A 14,089-nucleotide genomic window follows, 5' to 3' on the forward strand; every position below is an offset into this window, starting at 1 on the left:
ACTCAGGCGGCGGGCAGCCGGTTGATCGGGTGGTCCCCGGTCGCCCAGAGGTGTTGGACGGCGTAGGCACGCCACGGACGCCAACGCTCGGCGTGCGCGACGAACGCGGCCTGGCCGAGCCCGAGCCCCTTCGCGGCGACCTTGACGCCGAGGTCGGTCGGCAGGAAGGCGTCCGGGTCGCCGAGCGAGCGCATCGCGATGCTCTCGACGGTCCACGGGCCGAATCCGGGCAACGCGTGCAGCCGCTCCCGAGCCTGCTGCCAGTCGCTGCCCGCCCCGAGGTCGAGACCGCCGTTGTTCAGTTCGGCGACGAGGCCGAGCAGGGTCCGCTTGCGGCTCTGCGGCATCGCGAGGCTTTCCGGGTCGATCTCCGCGAGCGCGGCGGCGTCGGGGAAGACGTGCGTGAGACTTCCACCCTCGGCGTCCTCGACGGGCTCGCCGTGCGCGAGGACCAGCCGGGCGGCGTGCGTCCGTGCGGCGGCGGTGGACACTTGCTGGCCCAGGACGGCGCGGACGGCGAACTCTTCGCCATCGACCGTCCTCGGCACCCGCCTGCCGGGTGCGGTGGCCACGAGTGGCCCGAGCAGCCGGTCCGCGGCCAGCGCGTCGTCGACCGCGACCGGGTCGGCGTCGAGGTCGAGCAGGCGGCGGCAGCGGCTGATCGCGGTCGAGAGGTCCCGCAAATCCGAAAGGGTGAGCCGGCAACCGATGTAGCCGTATTCGGGCTTCAACGCGACGACGGCGGGACCGTGCGGCAGCCGCAGCGTCCGGCGATAAGCGCCGTCACGCCATTCCTCGACGCCGGGGATTCCCGTCGCGACGAGGTGTCCGAACAGGTTGTCCGGGAACAACGGCTTCCGGTAGGGCAGGCGCAGGTTCAGCGTCCCGGGCGCGGTCGCCGGCGCGGTGCGGACCCGGGCTCGCAGTTCGGTCGGGGACAGCGCGAAGACCTCGCGGACGGTGTCGTTGAACGTCCGGACGCTGCCGAAACCGGCGGCGAGGGCGACGTCGATCATCGACAGACCGGTCGTCTCGATCAGCAGCCGCGCCGTCTGTGCGCGTTGCGCCCTGGCGAGACTGAGCGGGCCCGCGCCGAGTTCGGCGCGCACGTGCCGCTCGACCTGCCGGACGCTGTATCCCAGCCGGGCGGCCAAACCGCTCACGCCGCCGGTGTCGACGACGCCGTCGGCGATCAGCCGCATCGCCCTGGCCACCAGGTCCGCACGCTCGTTCCACTGCGGCGAACCGGGACTCGCGTCCGGGCGGCACCGTTTGCAGGCGCGGAATCCGGCCTCCTGCGCGGCCGCCGCACTCGGGTAGAACGACATGTTCTCCGGTTTGGGCGGGACGACCGGGCAGCTCGCCCGGCAGTAGATCCGCGTCGTCAGGACGGCGGTGAAGAACCAGCCGTCGAAACGGTCGTCCTTCGCCTGGACCGCCCGGACGCAACGCTCGAAGTCCTCATGCACCCCGTCAGCATCACCGACCACGCGGCCGGGGTCTAGCGGGAATGCGACATGGTGGTCATGGCAGCAACGCGGTCAGCGCGGACACGTCGAGCCCGACCAACGACGACCGGAACACGCGCCGCTCTCCCGGCTGGACCTCGACGTCGTTCGGGATCACCATCACCGTGCACCCGGCCGCGGCCGCGGAAGCGGCGCCCGGCGGTGAATCCTCGATCGCGACGCATCGGGAAGCCGGGACTCCCAGCAACTCCGTCGCCAGCTCGTACGGCCTGGCGTCCGGCTTGTTCAGACCATCGACCTCGTCACCGCAGACGGTCGCGGCGAAGTACTCGCGACCGATGGTGTTGAGGGCGAGTTCGGTCAGCGACCGTTCGGTGGAGGTGACCAGCGCCATCGGCACCCCTTCGGCGCGCAAAAGTTCGAGCAGCTCCTGAGCGCCGGGGCGCCACGGAAGGGGGCCGTCGAAGAGGTTGGCCGTGCGCTCGCGGATCCACTCCCCCATCTCCGCGATCGACCCGGGAGTGACGGGCTTGGCGCACACTTCAAGAAGGAACGCGGCTGTGTCGTCCATATTGGACCCGACGAGGCTCAGGCGTTGTTCCTCGGTCAGCGTGCCGCCGAGGGTCTCGACGGCCTCGTAGAGGGCGACGTCCCACAGCTTCTCCGAATCGACCAGCGTGCCGTCCATATCCCACAGCACGGCGGCGAGTCCGTCCAGTGTGGACGGTTCGGTCACGGCTCCCCCTCGATGATCGCGTGTTGAAGTACCGATTTCCGTCTCCACGGTAACCGAGCCCAGCTCACCTGGAGATACGGGCTTCGATGCCGTCGAGCAGGCATTCGAGGCCGATCCGGAAGGTCTCGTCGGCGTCGAGGTGGGCGGCGTCACGCACCACCGTTGCCAGCGCCGGGTAACGGCCTTCGGCGAAGGCCCGTTCCAAATAGGGGCCGTGCGCGACCTGCCAGCGCCTCTTGTCGATCCCGGTGGCCCGTTCGGCACGTCGCTCGGCGATCTCCCGGCGCACCGCGCCGATCACGTACGCGTTGACCGCGGCGACGACCGGCATGACGACGTCCAGGCCGGCGCCGTCCATCGCGGCCAACACGCACTCCGACGTGGCCAGCGCGTGCGGCCCGAGCCGGGGCCTGCCGCCCAGGAGATCGGCGAGCCATTCGTGCTCGTGAGCGGCGTGCCGGGTGGTCTCGGCAAGGGACCGGAGCACCTCCCGCCGTCCGTCCCCGGACGGCTGGATCCCGGCGTGGACGGCGTCGACCATCAGATCGAGCAACTCGTCCTTGCTCTCGATATAGCCGTACAGCCGCATCGGGCCGACGTCCAGCGCGGTGGCGATCTTGCGTAGCGACACCCCGTCCAGGCCGTCCGCGTCGGCCAGCTGGATCGCCGCTCGCACGATCCGCTCCCTGCTCAGCGGGACCGGCACGGGTCGATTCGGCGGCTCCGGCCTCTCCCACACCAACATTCCGTTGACAATACATCGCATCGTGTCGATACAGTGTATTGACAAGTACGGTGTATCGAAGGGGGATGCCCATGACGATCGCCATCGTCGGAGCAGGCCTCGGTGGCCTGGCTCTCGCCCGAGTAATGCACGTGCACGGCATCGACGCCGTCGTGTACGAACGTGAACCGTCACGCGACGCCCGTGGCCAGGGCGGCATGCTCGACATCCACTCCGGCCAGCGAGCACTGCGCGAGGCCGGTCTGATCGACCGGTTCTTCGCGATCGCCCGCGGTGAGGGCCAGGACATGCGGCTTCTGGAACCGGACGGCACCCTGCTGCTCCAGGAGGACACGCCCGACGACGCCCCGCTCGTCCGCCCCGAGGTCGACCGTGCCGATCTGCGCGACCTGCTGCTCGATTCCCTCCCCGAAGACACGGTTCGCTGGGGGCACGCGTTCAGCTCCGCCGACAACGGCGTGCTGCGCTTTGCCAATGGGCGCAGCGCGACGTACGACCTGCTGGTCGGCGCGGACGGCGCGCAGTCCCGCGTCCGCGCGCTGCTCACCGACGCCCGCCCGGCGCATATCGGCCAGAACACCGTCGAGGTCGGCATTCCCGACATCGACCGCACGCACCCCGACCTCGCGGCGATGGTCGGACGCGGCAACTACTGGGTGCTCGGCGGCGGGATATCGATGGGGGCGCAGCGCAACGGCGACGGCCGCGTTCGCATCGGCCTCAGCTTCTACCACACCGACGAGGACTGGCTCGCCGTCAGCGGGATCCCGTTCGACGACCCGGCGGCCGCCCGGGCGCGGCTGATCGCCCTGCTCGACGGCTGGGACCCGCGGTTCACCGCGCTGATCGCGGCCTGCGACGACACGGTCGTGTCACGGCAGATCACCACTCTCCCGGCCGGCCTGACCTGGCCGTCGGCGCCGGACGTCACGCTGGTCGGCGACGCCGCGCACCTGATGCCGCCGACGGGCGAGGGCGCCAACATGGCGCTGCTCGACGGCGCCCTGCTCGCACTCGCGCTGGCCGCGCACCCGGACGACTTCCCCGCCGCCGTCGGAGAATACGAACGCGAGATGTTCGAACGCACCAGCGCCGCCGCCCGGATGTGCGCGGACATGCACGAATTGCTGAGCTCGCCGGACGCCGCCCGGAAACTGCTCGCGTTCTTCCAACCCGGCTGAAGACGACCGGACATGCTCAACGGCGCGGGGCCGCGTGGTCGTAGGCTGGTCCGGTGAGTGAGCCCGTCGACGAGACCCAGCGGCCCGGCCGCGACCACCCGGATGACACCAAGCCGATCATGATCCTGGCGTTCGAAGGATGGAACGACGCAGGTGACGCGGCCAGCCGGGTGGTCGAGCATCTGCAGCTCAACTGGGATGCGACACCGCTGAGCGAGCTGAGTCCGGACGAGTACTACGACTTCCAGGTGAGCAGACCGACCGTTCGCATGGTGGACGGCGTCACCCGCAGGGTCGATTGGCCGACCACACGGCTCTCGGTCTGCCGCCCGGAAGGCGTCAGCCGGGATGTCGTGCTGGTCCAAGGGCCCGAACCGAACATGCGCTGGCGAGCCTTCTGCGCCGAACTGCTGGAGCACATCCAGCAACTGGACGTGGCCACCGTCGTCACCCTCGGCGCTCTCTTGGCCGACACCGCGCACACCCGGCCCGTCCCGGTCACCGGAACGGCGTACGACAAGGACACCGCTTCACAGTTCGGCCTGGAGCTGAACAACTACCAGGGCCCGACCGGCATCGTCGGCGTCCTCCAGGACTACTGCGTACAGGCCGGTGTCCCGGCGGTGTCGATCTGGGCGGCCGTGCCGCACTACGTCTCGCACCCGCCGTCGCCCAAGGCCACCCTCGCGCTGCTGCACAAACTCGAGGACGTCCTCGACGTCGAGATCCCGCTCGGCGCCCTTCCCGAGCAGGCCGAGGAGTGGCAGCGGACGGTCACCGAGATGGCCGAAGAGGACGAGGAGATCACCGAGTACGTCCGGGGGCTCGAGGAGCGCGGCGACGCGGAAACCGAGTTCACGCTGGACGACGTGAGCGGGGACAAGATCGCGGCCGAGTTCGAGCGGTACCTGCGGCGGCGCCGTCCCGGCCAGGACGGTCCGGGACGAGGCTGACAGCCAAGCCCTCTCACTCACCCTGGCCTGCCTGCCGCAAGTAGAGGACTACTTGCGGCAGGCAGGCAGGCAGGCAGGCGTGAGGGATCGGGACACGCGGGAAAAGCCGGTGCTCGGAGTGGTAGAGGCGGCTGGAGCCGACAGTAACTCGACCTTCACACCTTCCCCCAGTACATGAGGGACCCCTTCCGGCGCTAGGCGCCAGGGTCCCGGCAAAGTCGAGATCTCGCAGGTCAAGCGGCTATCCGTCGCTGCGCGAGCTGATCACACCGGTTGCGAAGCTTGACCAACAGAGGTTCACCTCCGGCACACGCCCGAGTGGGGAGGATTTCGGACGCTCAAGGTCCCAAATCCTCCCCACTCGACCCGTACAGGCACCAACGTCAAGCCCGGACTACCGCCCAGCAGCGCAGACCAGCAGCTCCGCGACTTGGCCGGGACCCTGCGCTAGGCGCAAGGAAGGGGGCCTTCATGTACTTCAGAGCGACCAGGGCGCCGGTAACCGCCTGGATCGGGTCTCAGAAGATGCGTCGCAGCGGGATGGGGCCTCGCGCCCGCTTCCGCCACTCACGCGGATAGCCGAGCGAGACCTCTTCGAACCGCACCCCGTCCGCCTCGGTCGAACGCGGGATGTGCAGGTGCCCGTAGACGGCGACCTCCGCGCGAAAACGCAGGTGCCAGTCCTCGGTCTCGGTCGTCCCGCACCACAGCGCGAACTCCGGCCAGTACAACGGCTCGGTGGGGTGGCGGTGCAGCGGCCAATGCGACATCAGGATCGTCCCGTGATCCTCCGGGATCGCCTCCAGCCGCTCCGTGCTGATCTTCACCCGGTCGGCACACCACGCCTGCCTGCTGGGATACGGATCCGGATGCAGGAAGAACTCGTCCGTGCACAGCACGCCCGCCTCGCGTGCCTGGTCGACGGCCGTCAGCAGCGGCAGCCCCTCCGCCGCGGGGGTCCGCCAGCTGTAGTCGTACAGCACGAACAGCGGGGCGATCGTCAGCGGCTTCTCCTGGTGTTCCCACACCGGGTACGGGTCCTCCGGGGTGAGGACGTCGATCTCCCGGCATCGCTCGACCAGGTGCTCGTAGCGCGCCTGGCCCCGTAGCTGACATTCGTCCTTCTGGGTGGTCCACAGTTCGTGGTTACCGGGTACCCAGACGACCTTCGCGAAGCGTTCCCGCAAGGTTCTGAGCACCCCGGTCACGGAGTCGGCTCGTTCGGCGACGTCACCGACCACGAGCAGCCAGTCGTCAGGGGTCCGGGGTACGACCTCGTCGACGAGCGGGGCGTTGCCCTCATGGGTGACGTGGAGGTCGCTGGTGGCGAAGAGATGCGGCACTCCACCACCGTAGCTTCACCCGGACTGGTGAGCCGCCAAAACCGCATCGCGGCGTAACCGTCCCGATGCCGACACGCCCAGCACGATGAGCGCCGAAGCGACGTGCAGCCCCGCCTGGAGATTCAGCAGGACGCCGGTGCCCAGCACGCTCACCAGTCCGCCAGCCAGCAGAGCGCCCAGCGCGGTGAACCCGGCCGTCCCGGCGAACATGGTGCTCAGCACGCGACCGGACCGTTCGGGGGACGCGGTCGTCTGGACCAGGGAGAGCAAACCGGATCCGGCCAGCACCCCAGGCGCGCCGACGAGTGCGAAGAGTCCGATGAAGACACCCAGCGACGCGGTCAGCGCGGGCAGGTTCCAGATCAGCGCCGACAGCAGGCCGAGCGCGAGCCCGCCCCAGCCGAGCAGAGCGGCGGGCGCGACCTTGCGGGCGACGGTGGCGACGGCGAATCCCGCGGCCAGCCCACCCAGCGCCTGCACCCCGCGCAGTAGTCCGACGTCGCCTTCGGTGCCGTCGAGGATGCCGAGCACGAACACCACGAACAGCACCAGGAACATCCCCTGCGCCAGAGAAGTCAGAACGACGACGACGCTGGCGAGGCGAAGGCGCCCTTCGCGGCCGATTTCGCGAAGCCCGTCCAGCCAGGCTCGCAGCACCGGTTCGTGCGGGCCCGCCGCGATCGGCGCGCCGACTTGCCGGAACGGGCGTGCCAGCAGGGCCGAGCCGATCACCAGCACCCCGAGATAGGCCACCACGACCCAGCCCAGCCCGCCGAAACCGAGCAGGAGACCGCCCGCCCAGCCTCCGGCGAGGCGCGCGACGCTGCTGTTGATGCTCATGAGCCCGTTGGCGCCGATCAGCTCGTCCGGTGCGATCAGTTCCGGTACGAGCGCGTTACGCGTGGGTTCGAACAACGAAGCCAGTCCTGCCTGAGCGGCCATGACCCCGTAGAGCACGAACACCGGGCCGCCGGACGCGACGAACAGCAGCGGCAGCGCCACGAAAGCCTGCCCCGCGCACACCACGCACAGCACCAGCCGCCGGTTCCAGCGGTCCGCGATCACGCCGGCGATGGGGCTCAGCAGCACCGCGGGCACCAGGCCGAGGATGATGCTCAACGCCGTGGTGGCCGCGGAACCGGTCGCCTGGAACACGAACACCGGCAGGGCGATCTGCAGCATCCACTCGGCGGTCTCGGAGAAGAAGGCGGCGACCCACAGCCTCGCGAAAGCGGGTTCTGTCAACGGTTTCAAGTACTCGGTTTCCCCTCGGTGTCGATGCGCGGGAACGCCCGCAGTCCCAAGTGGACGGGCAGGGCTCCCGCAGGGGCGTCTTCGCGGATCGTGCTGACGTAAGGTCGTACGAGCGCGTCGATCCCCCGGACCAGCTCGTCCAGCTCCGCAGCGGTCACCCGCAGCGAGTACGTGTTGATCCCGGACGCGTCCTGCCATTCCTTGTCGAGCTGGTCGGCGGCGTCGAGATAGCGCTCGATCAGCTCCTTCTCCCGCGCGAGCGTGGTTCCGACGACCGCCAGCCGCGCCCCGCGCAGCTCCGGTCCGTCGCCGAGCTCGATGCCGACCTGGCAAGCGCGCCAGGGCCGTTCTCGCCCGTCCTCCCCCTCGACCCGCTCCACGAGGCCGTGCTGGGCCAGCTGGCGCAGATGCCAGCTGCAGTTCGAGGCTGTCGAGCCCACGGCCGTCGCGCATTCGCTCGCGGTCCGCGGGCCGACCGCCATCAGGTGGTCCACCAGCGCCGAACGCAACGGATGCGCCAGCGCCCGCATCAGCTCGACGTCTTCGATCCGCTTGCGCGGCGGCAACCCGGCCATCGCCTCGATCCAATCTGAAAGAAGTCTTTCGAAAGTTCTCTTTCAGAGTTGCAGGTGGCCGCAAGCATGTCAACCGACCTCGATACCCTTGCCGCGACAGCTGCTGCCCACCGCAGTAACTGCACAACTCAACTACTGACCCGTGGGAACGCACATGCCTGACCAGCGAGAACTCGCCACCGCGGCGGCTCTGGAGATCCCCCGGTTCGTCAGCGCGACCGTGCTGTTCCACACGGCCATGGCGGAACGGCTCGGGGTCAGCCCCACCGAGTTGCACGGACTCCAACTGGTCATCAGCGGCGCCGCGACCTCCCCGACCCAGCTGGCACGGGCGCTCGGCATGACCACCGGCGCGGTGACCCGGATGCTCGATCGCATGGAGGCACGGGACCTGGTCGAACGGGTCCCGCATCCGGCCGATCGCCGTCGCCTCCTGGTCCGTCCACTGCCGGACCGGCTCGGCGAGGTCTCAGACCTCTACGCCCCCATGGCCCGGTTCTTCGGCGACCGCCTTGGCCGCCTGGACCGGCGCCAGCTCGCCGGACTGCTCGGCGTCATGACCGACGGGCGCACCTTCGCCGAGCAAGAAGCCAACAGGTTGCGCACTGGGGGTTGACTAACGCTACATGGGTTGCGTTAGACTGCTCGCATCATGGACAACTGACACCGCACCTTCCCCGCTCCGAGGCGGCTTCGGTGGAGCACGGCTCCCGTAAGCGATCAGGCCCGGCTGGGATCCCTCATGACCTCGAAACGCGGTGATGTCGTATGTCTCTTTCCCTGATCGCCAAAGATCTCGTCCACTCCTACGGTGCCCGCGTCGTGCTCGACGGCGTGAACCTGACCGCTTCGGCCGGGCAGCGGCTCGGCCTGGTCGGCGAGAACGGCGTCGGCAAGTCCACGCTCCTGCGCCTGCTGGCCGGGGTCGAGGAACCCGACGCGGGTGAGGTGCTGTGCGGCGACGACCTCGGCTTCCTGTTGCAGGAGCTGCCTTTCCCGCTGACCGCCCGGTTCTACGACGTCATCGACGACGCACTCGCCGAGATCCGGCAGGCGTCGGTGAGACTCGGCGAACTGACCGAAGCGCTCGCCGACCACCCGGACGACGCGGCGGTACTCGACGAGTACGGCACCGTCCTCGACTGGGCGCAGGTTCACGATCTCTGGGACGCCGACCGGCGGGCCGAGGTCGTATGCGCGGGTCTCGGGCTCGCCGGGATCGACCCGGAGCGCGAACTGGGCACCTTGTCTGGCGGGCAGCGGTCGCGGCTCGGACTGGCCGCGTTGCTGATCCGGCGACCGGGCACGCTCATCCTGGACGAGCCGACGAACCATCTCGACGACGTCGCGATGGAGTTCCTGGAACACCATCTCGCTTCGCTGACCGGTGTGCTCGTGCTGTCGTCGCACGACCGCGTGTTCCTCGACGCGGTATGCACCGACATCGTCGACCTCGACCCGGCACTGGGCGGCACGACCCGGTACGGCGGCACGTATTCCGACTACCTGGACCAGAAACGATCCGAACGGGCGCGCTGGGAGCAGCGCTACGCCGAGGAACAGGACGAACTGAAGGAACTGCGCGAGTCGGTGGCCGTCACCGCGCGCAACGTCGCGCACAACCGGCCACAGCGCGACAACGCCAAGATGCTCTACGACTTCAAAACCGGGAGGGTGCAGAAACAGATCTCACGCCGGGTCCGCAACGCGCAACTGCGGCTGGACGAACTGGAACGCGACCAGGTACGGAAACCGACCGCACCCCTGCGGTTCCAGGGCGGCCTGACCGGTGAACCCGGAGCAGACAAGACGGCGATCTCCGTGCGGGAGATCGAGATCGCCGGACGGCTGCGCCTGGCGACCCTCGACATCACGACGACGTCGAGGCTTCTGATCACCGGCGGGAACGGTGCTGGGAAGTCGACGCTGTTGTCCGTCCTCGCCGGCGCGCTGACACCGGACTCAGGGACCGTCCTTTCCGGACGCGGGGTGCGGATCGGCCTGCTGGCACAGGATGTCGCGTTCGCCGAGCCGGACAAGACCGCGCAGCGGACCTACGCAGAAGCGCTCGGCGAGGACGCTCCGCCCTTGCGCGGCCTTGGCCTGCTGGCGCCGCGCGATCTCGGGACCCGGGTGGGCGCGCTGTCGGTCGGGCAACGGCGGCGGCTCGCGCTGGCGTTGCTGATCGCCGATCCGCCGGAGGTGCTCCTGCTGGACGAGCCGACGAACCACATCTCGCTCACCTTGGCCGAGGAGTTGTCCGCCGCACTCGATTCGGCGCCGGGTGCCGTCGTCATCGCTTCCCACGATCGATGGCTGCGGCGGGATTGGGCGGGAGACCACCTCCGGCTGGAAGCCGGTCGCGTCGCCGCGTAGGGCGTTATACGCGTGTCTACAGTTCGATGCCGAGCAGTGCGTCGACCGCGTTCCGGATCAGCCCGGGAGCCGCCGGGTCGGTGCCCGAGCGGTTCAGGGACTGCTCCGCCCAGGCGTCGACGGCGGCGAGCGCCTTGGGGGTGTCGAGGTCGTCGGTCAGGTGGTCGCGCAGGCGCGCGACGGTGTCCTCCGCGGCCGGGCCGGTGCCGAGCGAGACGGCGTCACGCCAGCGCGCGAGGCGGGCTTCGGCGTCCGTGTGCAACTGCGCGGTCCACGGCCGGTCGGAGCGGTAGTGGCCAGCGAACAGCGCGAGCCGGATCACGCCAGGGTCGACCTTGTCGGCACGCAGCCGTGAGACGAACACGAGGTTCCCCCGCGACTTCGACATCTTCTCGCCGTCGAGGCCGATCATCCCGGCGTGCACGTAGTGCCGCGCGAACGGCCGGTCCCCCGCGACGGCCTCCGCGTGCGCGGCGCTGTACTCGTGGTGCGGGAAGATCAGGTCCGAGCCGCCGCCCTGGACGTCGAAGCCGAGGCCGAGGCGGTTGACCGCGATCGCGCTGCACTCGATGTGCCAGCCCGGGCGTCCCGCCCCCAGTTCCGACTCCCACGACGGCTCACCCGGCCGGGCCATCCGCCACAGCAGCGCGTCGAGCGGGTGCTGCTTGCCGGGCCGGTCCGGGTCGCCGCCGCGTTCGGCGAAGAACTTGGCCATGGTCTCGGCGTCGTAGTTCGACTCGGAACCGAAGTGCCCGGTCGCGTTGTGGTCGAAGTAGATGTCCGGGTACTCGGCGTCGTCGGCGCGGTACGCGCTGCCGTTCGCCAGCAGCTTGGCGATGACCTCGACGATCTCCGGGATGCTTTCCACGGCCCCGACGAACTGCCGCGGCGGCAGCACCCGCAGCGCGGCCATGTCCTCACGGAACAACGCCGTCTCGCGCATGCCGAGGACGACCCAGTCGTCCTTGTCGCGCTCGGCGCGCTCCAGCAGGGGCTCGTCAATGTCCGTCACGTTCTGGACGTAGTGGACCTCGTGCCCGGCGTCACGCCACAGGCGGTTCACCAGGTCGAAGGTCAGGTACGTGGCGGCGTGCCCCAGATGGGTGGCGTCGTACGGCGTGATGCCGCAGACGTACATCCGGGCGGTGGACCCGGGCGCGGTGGGGCGGATCTGCCCCGTCGCGGTGTCATGGAGCCGCAGCGGACGGGGGGTGCCGGGGATACGGGGCACGTCGACCGTTGACCAAGTCTGCATACCTCGACTGTAAGCGGAGCCGCCGCGCCGTTCCCGTCCGGTGGGAGCCGGACACGGCCGGAGTAACCGAACTCGCCCTTCAGGACCGGTCGGCGTTGGCGTGGACCGCGTCCCGGATGTACTCCCCCAGGCCCGGCCGCTGGTCCGGCTCACGCACCAGGAAGCCGAGCTGCACCGGTTCCGTCACGTACATCTTGGCGACCTCGCGGTGCATCGCGTGGTCGCAGTCCCCCATGAACGCGGCCAGCAGCAGCCGGTGTTCCTCGGCGAGGTCCATCGCCGCGGCGCTCTCCGCCGGCGCGCCGGAATCGACGACGGCGAGCAGCCGCCGCACCCAGTCCTGCCGGACCTTCTCCGCCTCGATCCACTCCTCCTTGGACAGTGGCACGGCCGCCGTCCGCCAGTGTGGGGTCTCGCCCCACCGGCGGACGACCTCCTCCGCGTAGCCCTCCGGTTCACGGAACTCGCCGAAGACCTCGAACTTCTCCTCCGGGGTCAGCGCGCCACCGACCTTCTTGGCCTCGATCACCCGCTCGACGGACTCGGCCATCCGGGTCAGCTCGCCGATCCGCTCCCGCAGCAGCGTCCGCTGCCGCCGGAGGTGCTCCAGCGCGTCCAGGCCCGGGTCGTCGACGACCTTCGCGATCGCCTCCAGGCCGAGCCCGAGTTCGCGGTAGAACAGGATGCGCTGCAACCGGTCGAGGTCGCCGTCGCTGTAGCTGCGGTAGCCCGCCGGTGTCCGCCCGCCCGGTGACAGCAGGCCGATCTCGTCGTAGTGGTGCAGCGTACGCACGGTCACTCCCGACAGCGCCGCGACCTTCCCCACCGAATACCCCATCGGCTCAGCGTAGGTGGACGTCTTCCCCCACCGCGCGTAGAAACGACTTATGGGGAGAGCTGGAAACACCGTGCCGGCCGCACTTCCGCCAGGACCCCCGCTGCCCGCCCTCGTCCAGACGCTCGCCGTCGGCAACCTCCGGCATCACGTGCTCCCGCTGCTCAAGCGCCGCTACGGCTCCGTCGTCCGGATGAAGTTCGCGCCGCATCGCGACATCGTCATGCTCACCGACCTCGACGACATCAAGACCGTGTTCTCCGGACCGGTCACCACGTTCCACGCGGGCGAGGGCAACGTCGTCCTGAAGCCGGTGATGGGCGAGCACTCCGTCCTGATCACCGACGAGGACCGGCACCTGCGCGCGCGGAAGCTGCTGATGCCCGCGTTCAGCGGCGCGGCCCTGCGTGGCTACCGCGACATGATCACCGAGCTGACCGGGGCCGAACTCGACCGCTGGCCGGAGAACCGGGCCTTCGGCGCGCACGACCGGATGCGCGCGCTGACCCTGGAAATCATCCTGCGGGTGGTGTTCGGTGTCGCGGAAGGACCACGACTCGACGAACTCCGGCGGCTGATCGGGCATCTGGTGGAGATCGGCCTGATCCAGGTGATCGGCTGGCAGGACCCTCGGCTGCGGCGCTACCGCCCCTGGCGCACCTACGCCGAACGCCAGGCCCGGGTCGACGAACTGCTCTACGCCGAGATTTCCGAGCGACGCCGGGCCGCCGACCTCGACCGGCGCACCGACGTCCTGTCCCGCCTCCTCACCGTACCCGCCGACGGGGACGAGCTGACCGACGTGGAACTCCGCGATCAGCTGGTCACCCTCCTGCTCGCGGGCCACGAGACCACCGCGACCGCGCTCGCCTGGGCGCTGCACGAGCTTTCCCGCGATCCCGGGCAGGCGGCGTTCACCACCCGCGCGGCGGACGACGGCGACGAGAAGGCGCTCGAAGCGGTGATCAAGGAGGCGATGCGCCTACGCCCGGTGATCGGCGAAGTCGTCCGACGGCTGACTGAAGACGTCGAGATCGGCGGCTACCGGATCCCGGCCGGGTTCGACGTCATGCCGTCGATCATCGTCGTCCACGGCGAGGACGATCACCATCCCGACCCGAAGGTCTTCCGGCCGCAGCGGTTCCTCGAAGGCACGCCTCCCGCCGGTAGCTGGCTACCGTTCGGCGGCGGCGCGCGCCGCTGTCTCGGTGCGGGGTTCTCCCTGATGGAGGCCACGATCGTGCTACGCGAGCTGTTCGGCCGGTTCACGGTCACCCCGGAGCACGCGCGGCCGGAACGGGTCCGGTCGCGGCCGATCACGCTGGAACCGGCCCGTGGAGCCAGGATCAAGGTGACCGGCCGCTGAC

Annotated in this window: 13 protein-coding genes; 5 read left to right on the top strand and 8 right to left on the bottom strand. The window is 69.7% G+C overall.

Features of this window, described 5'->3' with window-relative positions; all coding sequences use genetic code 11:
- Nucleotides 1–2: 2 nt before the first annotated feature.
- The 3 genes from ACM6LR_RS10330 to ACM6LR_RS10340 all read right to left on the bottom strand — a co-directional run bounded on the left by ACM6LR_RS10330 (nt 3) and on the right by ACM6LR_RS10340 (nt 2,950).
- Entirely contained in the window at nt 3–1,469 is a 1,467-nt protein-coding gene (locus tag ACM6LR_RS10330) for a DNA-3-methyladenine glycosylase 2 family protein (protein ID WP_414943648.1), read from the bottom strand.
- 55 nt (nt 1,470–1,524) lie between these two features.
- On the bottom strand, nt 1,525–2,205 hold the full coding sequence (locus ACM6LR_RS10335; protein WP_414938918.1) for an HAD family hydrolase: 681 nt from the start codon (nt 2,203–2,205) through the stop codon (nt 1,525–1,527).
- Nucleotides 2,206–2,269: 64 nt separating this feature from the next.
- The gene (locus ACM6LR_RS10340) at nt 2,270–2,950 is read right to left on the bottom strand and encodes a TetR/AcrR family transcriptional regulator (protein WP_414938917.1); all 681 of its coding nucleotides are present in this window, start codon (nt 2,948–2,950) and stop codon (nt 2,270–2,272) included.
- A 71-nt stretch (nt 2,951–3,021) separates the two neighbouring features.
- On the opposite strand from ACM6LR_RS10340, the gene ACM6LR_RS10345 reads away from it, so the two are divergent.
- Nucleotides 3,022–4,131: an FAD-dependent oxidoreductase gene (locus tag ACM6LR_RS10345; RefSeq protein WP_414943649.1), complete on the top strand. Its 1,110-nt coding sequence runs from the start codon at nt 3,022–3,024 to the stop codon at nt 4,129–4,131.
- 53 nt (nt 4,132–4,184) lie between these two features.
- Nucleotides 4,185–5,084, top strand: coding sequence for a PAC2 family protein (locus ACM6LR_RS10350; RefSeq protein WP_414938915.1), 900 nt, complete (start codon nt 4,185–4,187; stop codon nt 5,082–5,084).
- Between the two features lie 518 nt (nt 5,085–5,602).
- Here ACM6LR_RS10350 and ACM6LR_RS10355 read toward each other — a convergent pair.
- From ACM6LR_RS10355 to ACM6LR_RS10365, 3 genes are read right to left on the bottom strand one after another with little or no spacing between them, the layout of a single operon-like run.
- Nucleotides 5,603–6,427, bottom strand: coding sequence for a metallophosphoesterase family protein (locus ACM6LR_RS10355; RefSeq protein ID WP_414938914.1), 825 nt, complete (start codon nt 6,425–6,427; stop codon nt 5,603–5,605).
- A 15-nt stretch (nt 6,428–6,442) separates the two neighbouring features.
- Nucleotides 6,443–7,681: an MFS transporter gene (locus ACM6LR_RS10360; protein ID WP_414938913.1), complete on the bottom strand. Its 1,239-nt coding sequence runs from the start codon at nt 7,679–7,681 to the stop codon at nt 6,443–6,445.
- A complete protein-coding gene (locus ACM6LR_RS10365) occupies nt 7,678–8,256 on the bottom strand; it encodes an ArsR/SmtB family transcription factor (protein ID WP_414938912.1) in 579 nt (192 codons plus the stop codon). The genes ACM6LR_RS10360 and ACM6LR_RS10365 overlap by 4 nt, the downstream gene beginning before the upstream one ends.
- A gap of 154 nt (nt 8,257–8,410) precedes the next feature.
- Between ACM6LR_RS10365 and ACM6LR_RS10370 the strand changes: the two genes are divergently transcribed.
- Both ACM6LR_RS10370 and ACM6LR_RS10375 read left to right on the top strand, forming a co-directional pair.
- Nucleotides 8,411–8,872: a MarR family winged helix-turn-helix transcriptional regulator gene (locus ACM6LR_RS10370; RefSeq protein WP_414938911.1), complete on the top strand. Its 462-nt coding sequence runs from the start codon at nt 8,411–8,413 to the stop codon at nt 8,870–8,872.
- A gap of 152 nt (nt 8,873–9,024) precedes the next feature.
- Nucleotides 9,025–10,632: an ABC-F family ATP-binding cassette domain-containing protein gene (locus ACM6LR_RS10375; RefSeq protein ID WP_414938910.1), complete on the top strand. Its 1,608-nt coding sequence runs from the start codon at nt 9,025–9,027 to the stop codon at nt 10,630–10,632.
- 16 nt (nt 10,633–10,648) lie between these two features.
- Here the strand turns inward: ACM6LR_RS10375 and mshC are convergent, their stop codons facing one another.
- Nucleotides 10,649–11,887: a cysteine--1-D-myo-inosityl 2-amino-2-deoxy-alpha-D-glucopyranoside ligase gene (mshC, locus tag ACM6LR_RS10380; RefSeq protein WP_414938909.1), complete on the bottom strand. Its 1,239-nt coding sequence runs from the start codon at nt 11,885–11,887 to the stop codon at nt 10,649–10,651.
- 79 nt (nt 11,888–11,966) lie between these two features.
- On the bottom strand, nt 11,967–12,725 hold the full coding sequence (locus tag ACM6LR_RS10385; protein WP_414943650.1) for a MerR family transcriptional regulator: 759 nt from the start codon (nt 12,723–12,725) through the stop codon (nt 11,967–11,969).
- A gap of 49 nt (nt 12,726–12,774) precedes the next feature.
- On the opposite strand from ACM6LR_RS10385, the gene ACM6LR_RS10390 reads away from it, so the two are divergent.
- Nucleotides 12,775–14,088, top strand: a complete 1,314-nt coding sequence (locus ACM6LR_RS10390) for a cytochrome P450 (RefSeq protein ID WP_414943651.1) — start codon at nt 12,775–12,777, stop codon at nt 14,086–14,088.
- The last annotated feature ends 1 nt before the right edge of the window (nt 14,089 follow it).

The organism is Amycolatopsis sp. cmx-11-32, from assembly GCF_047608695.1.
Taxonomy (GTDB): domain Bacteria; phylum Actinomycetota; class Actinomycetes; order Mycobacteriales; family Pseudonocardiaceae; genus Amycolatopsis.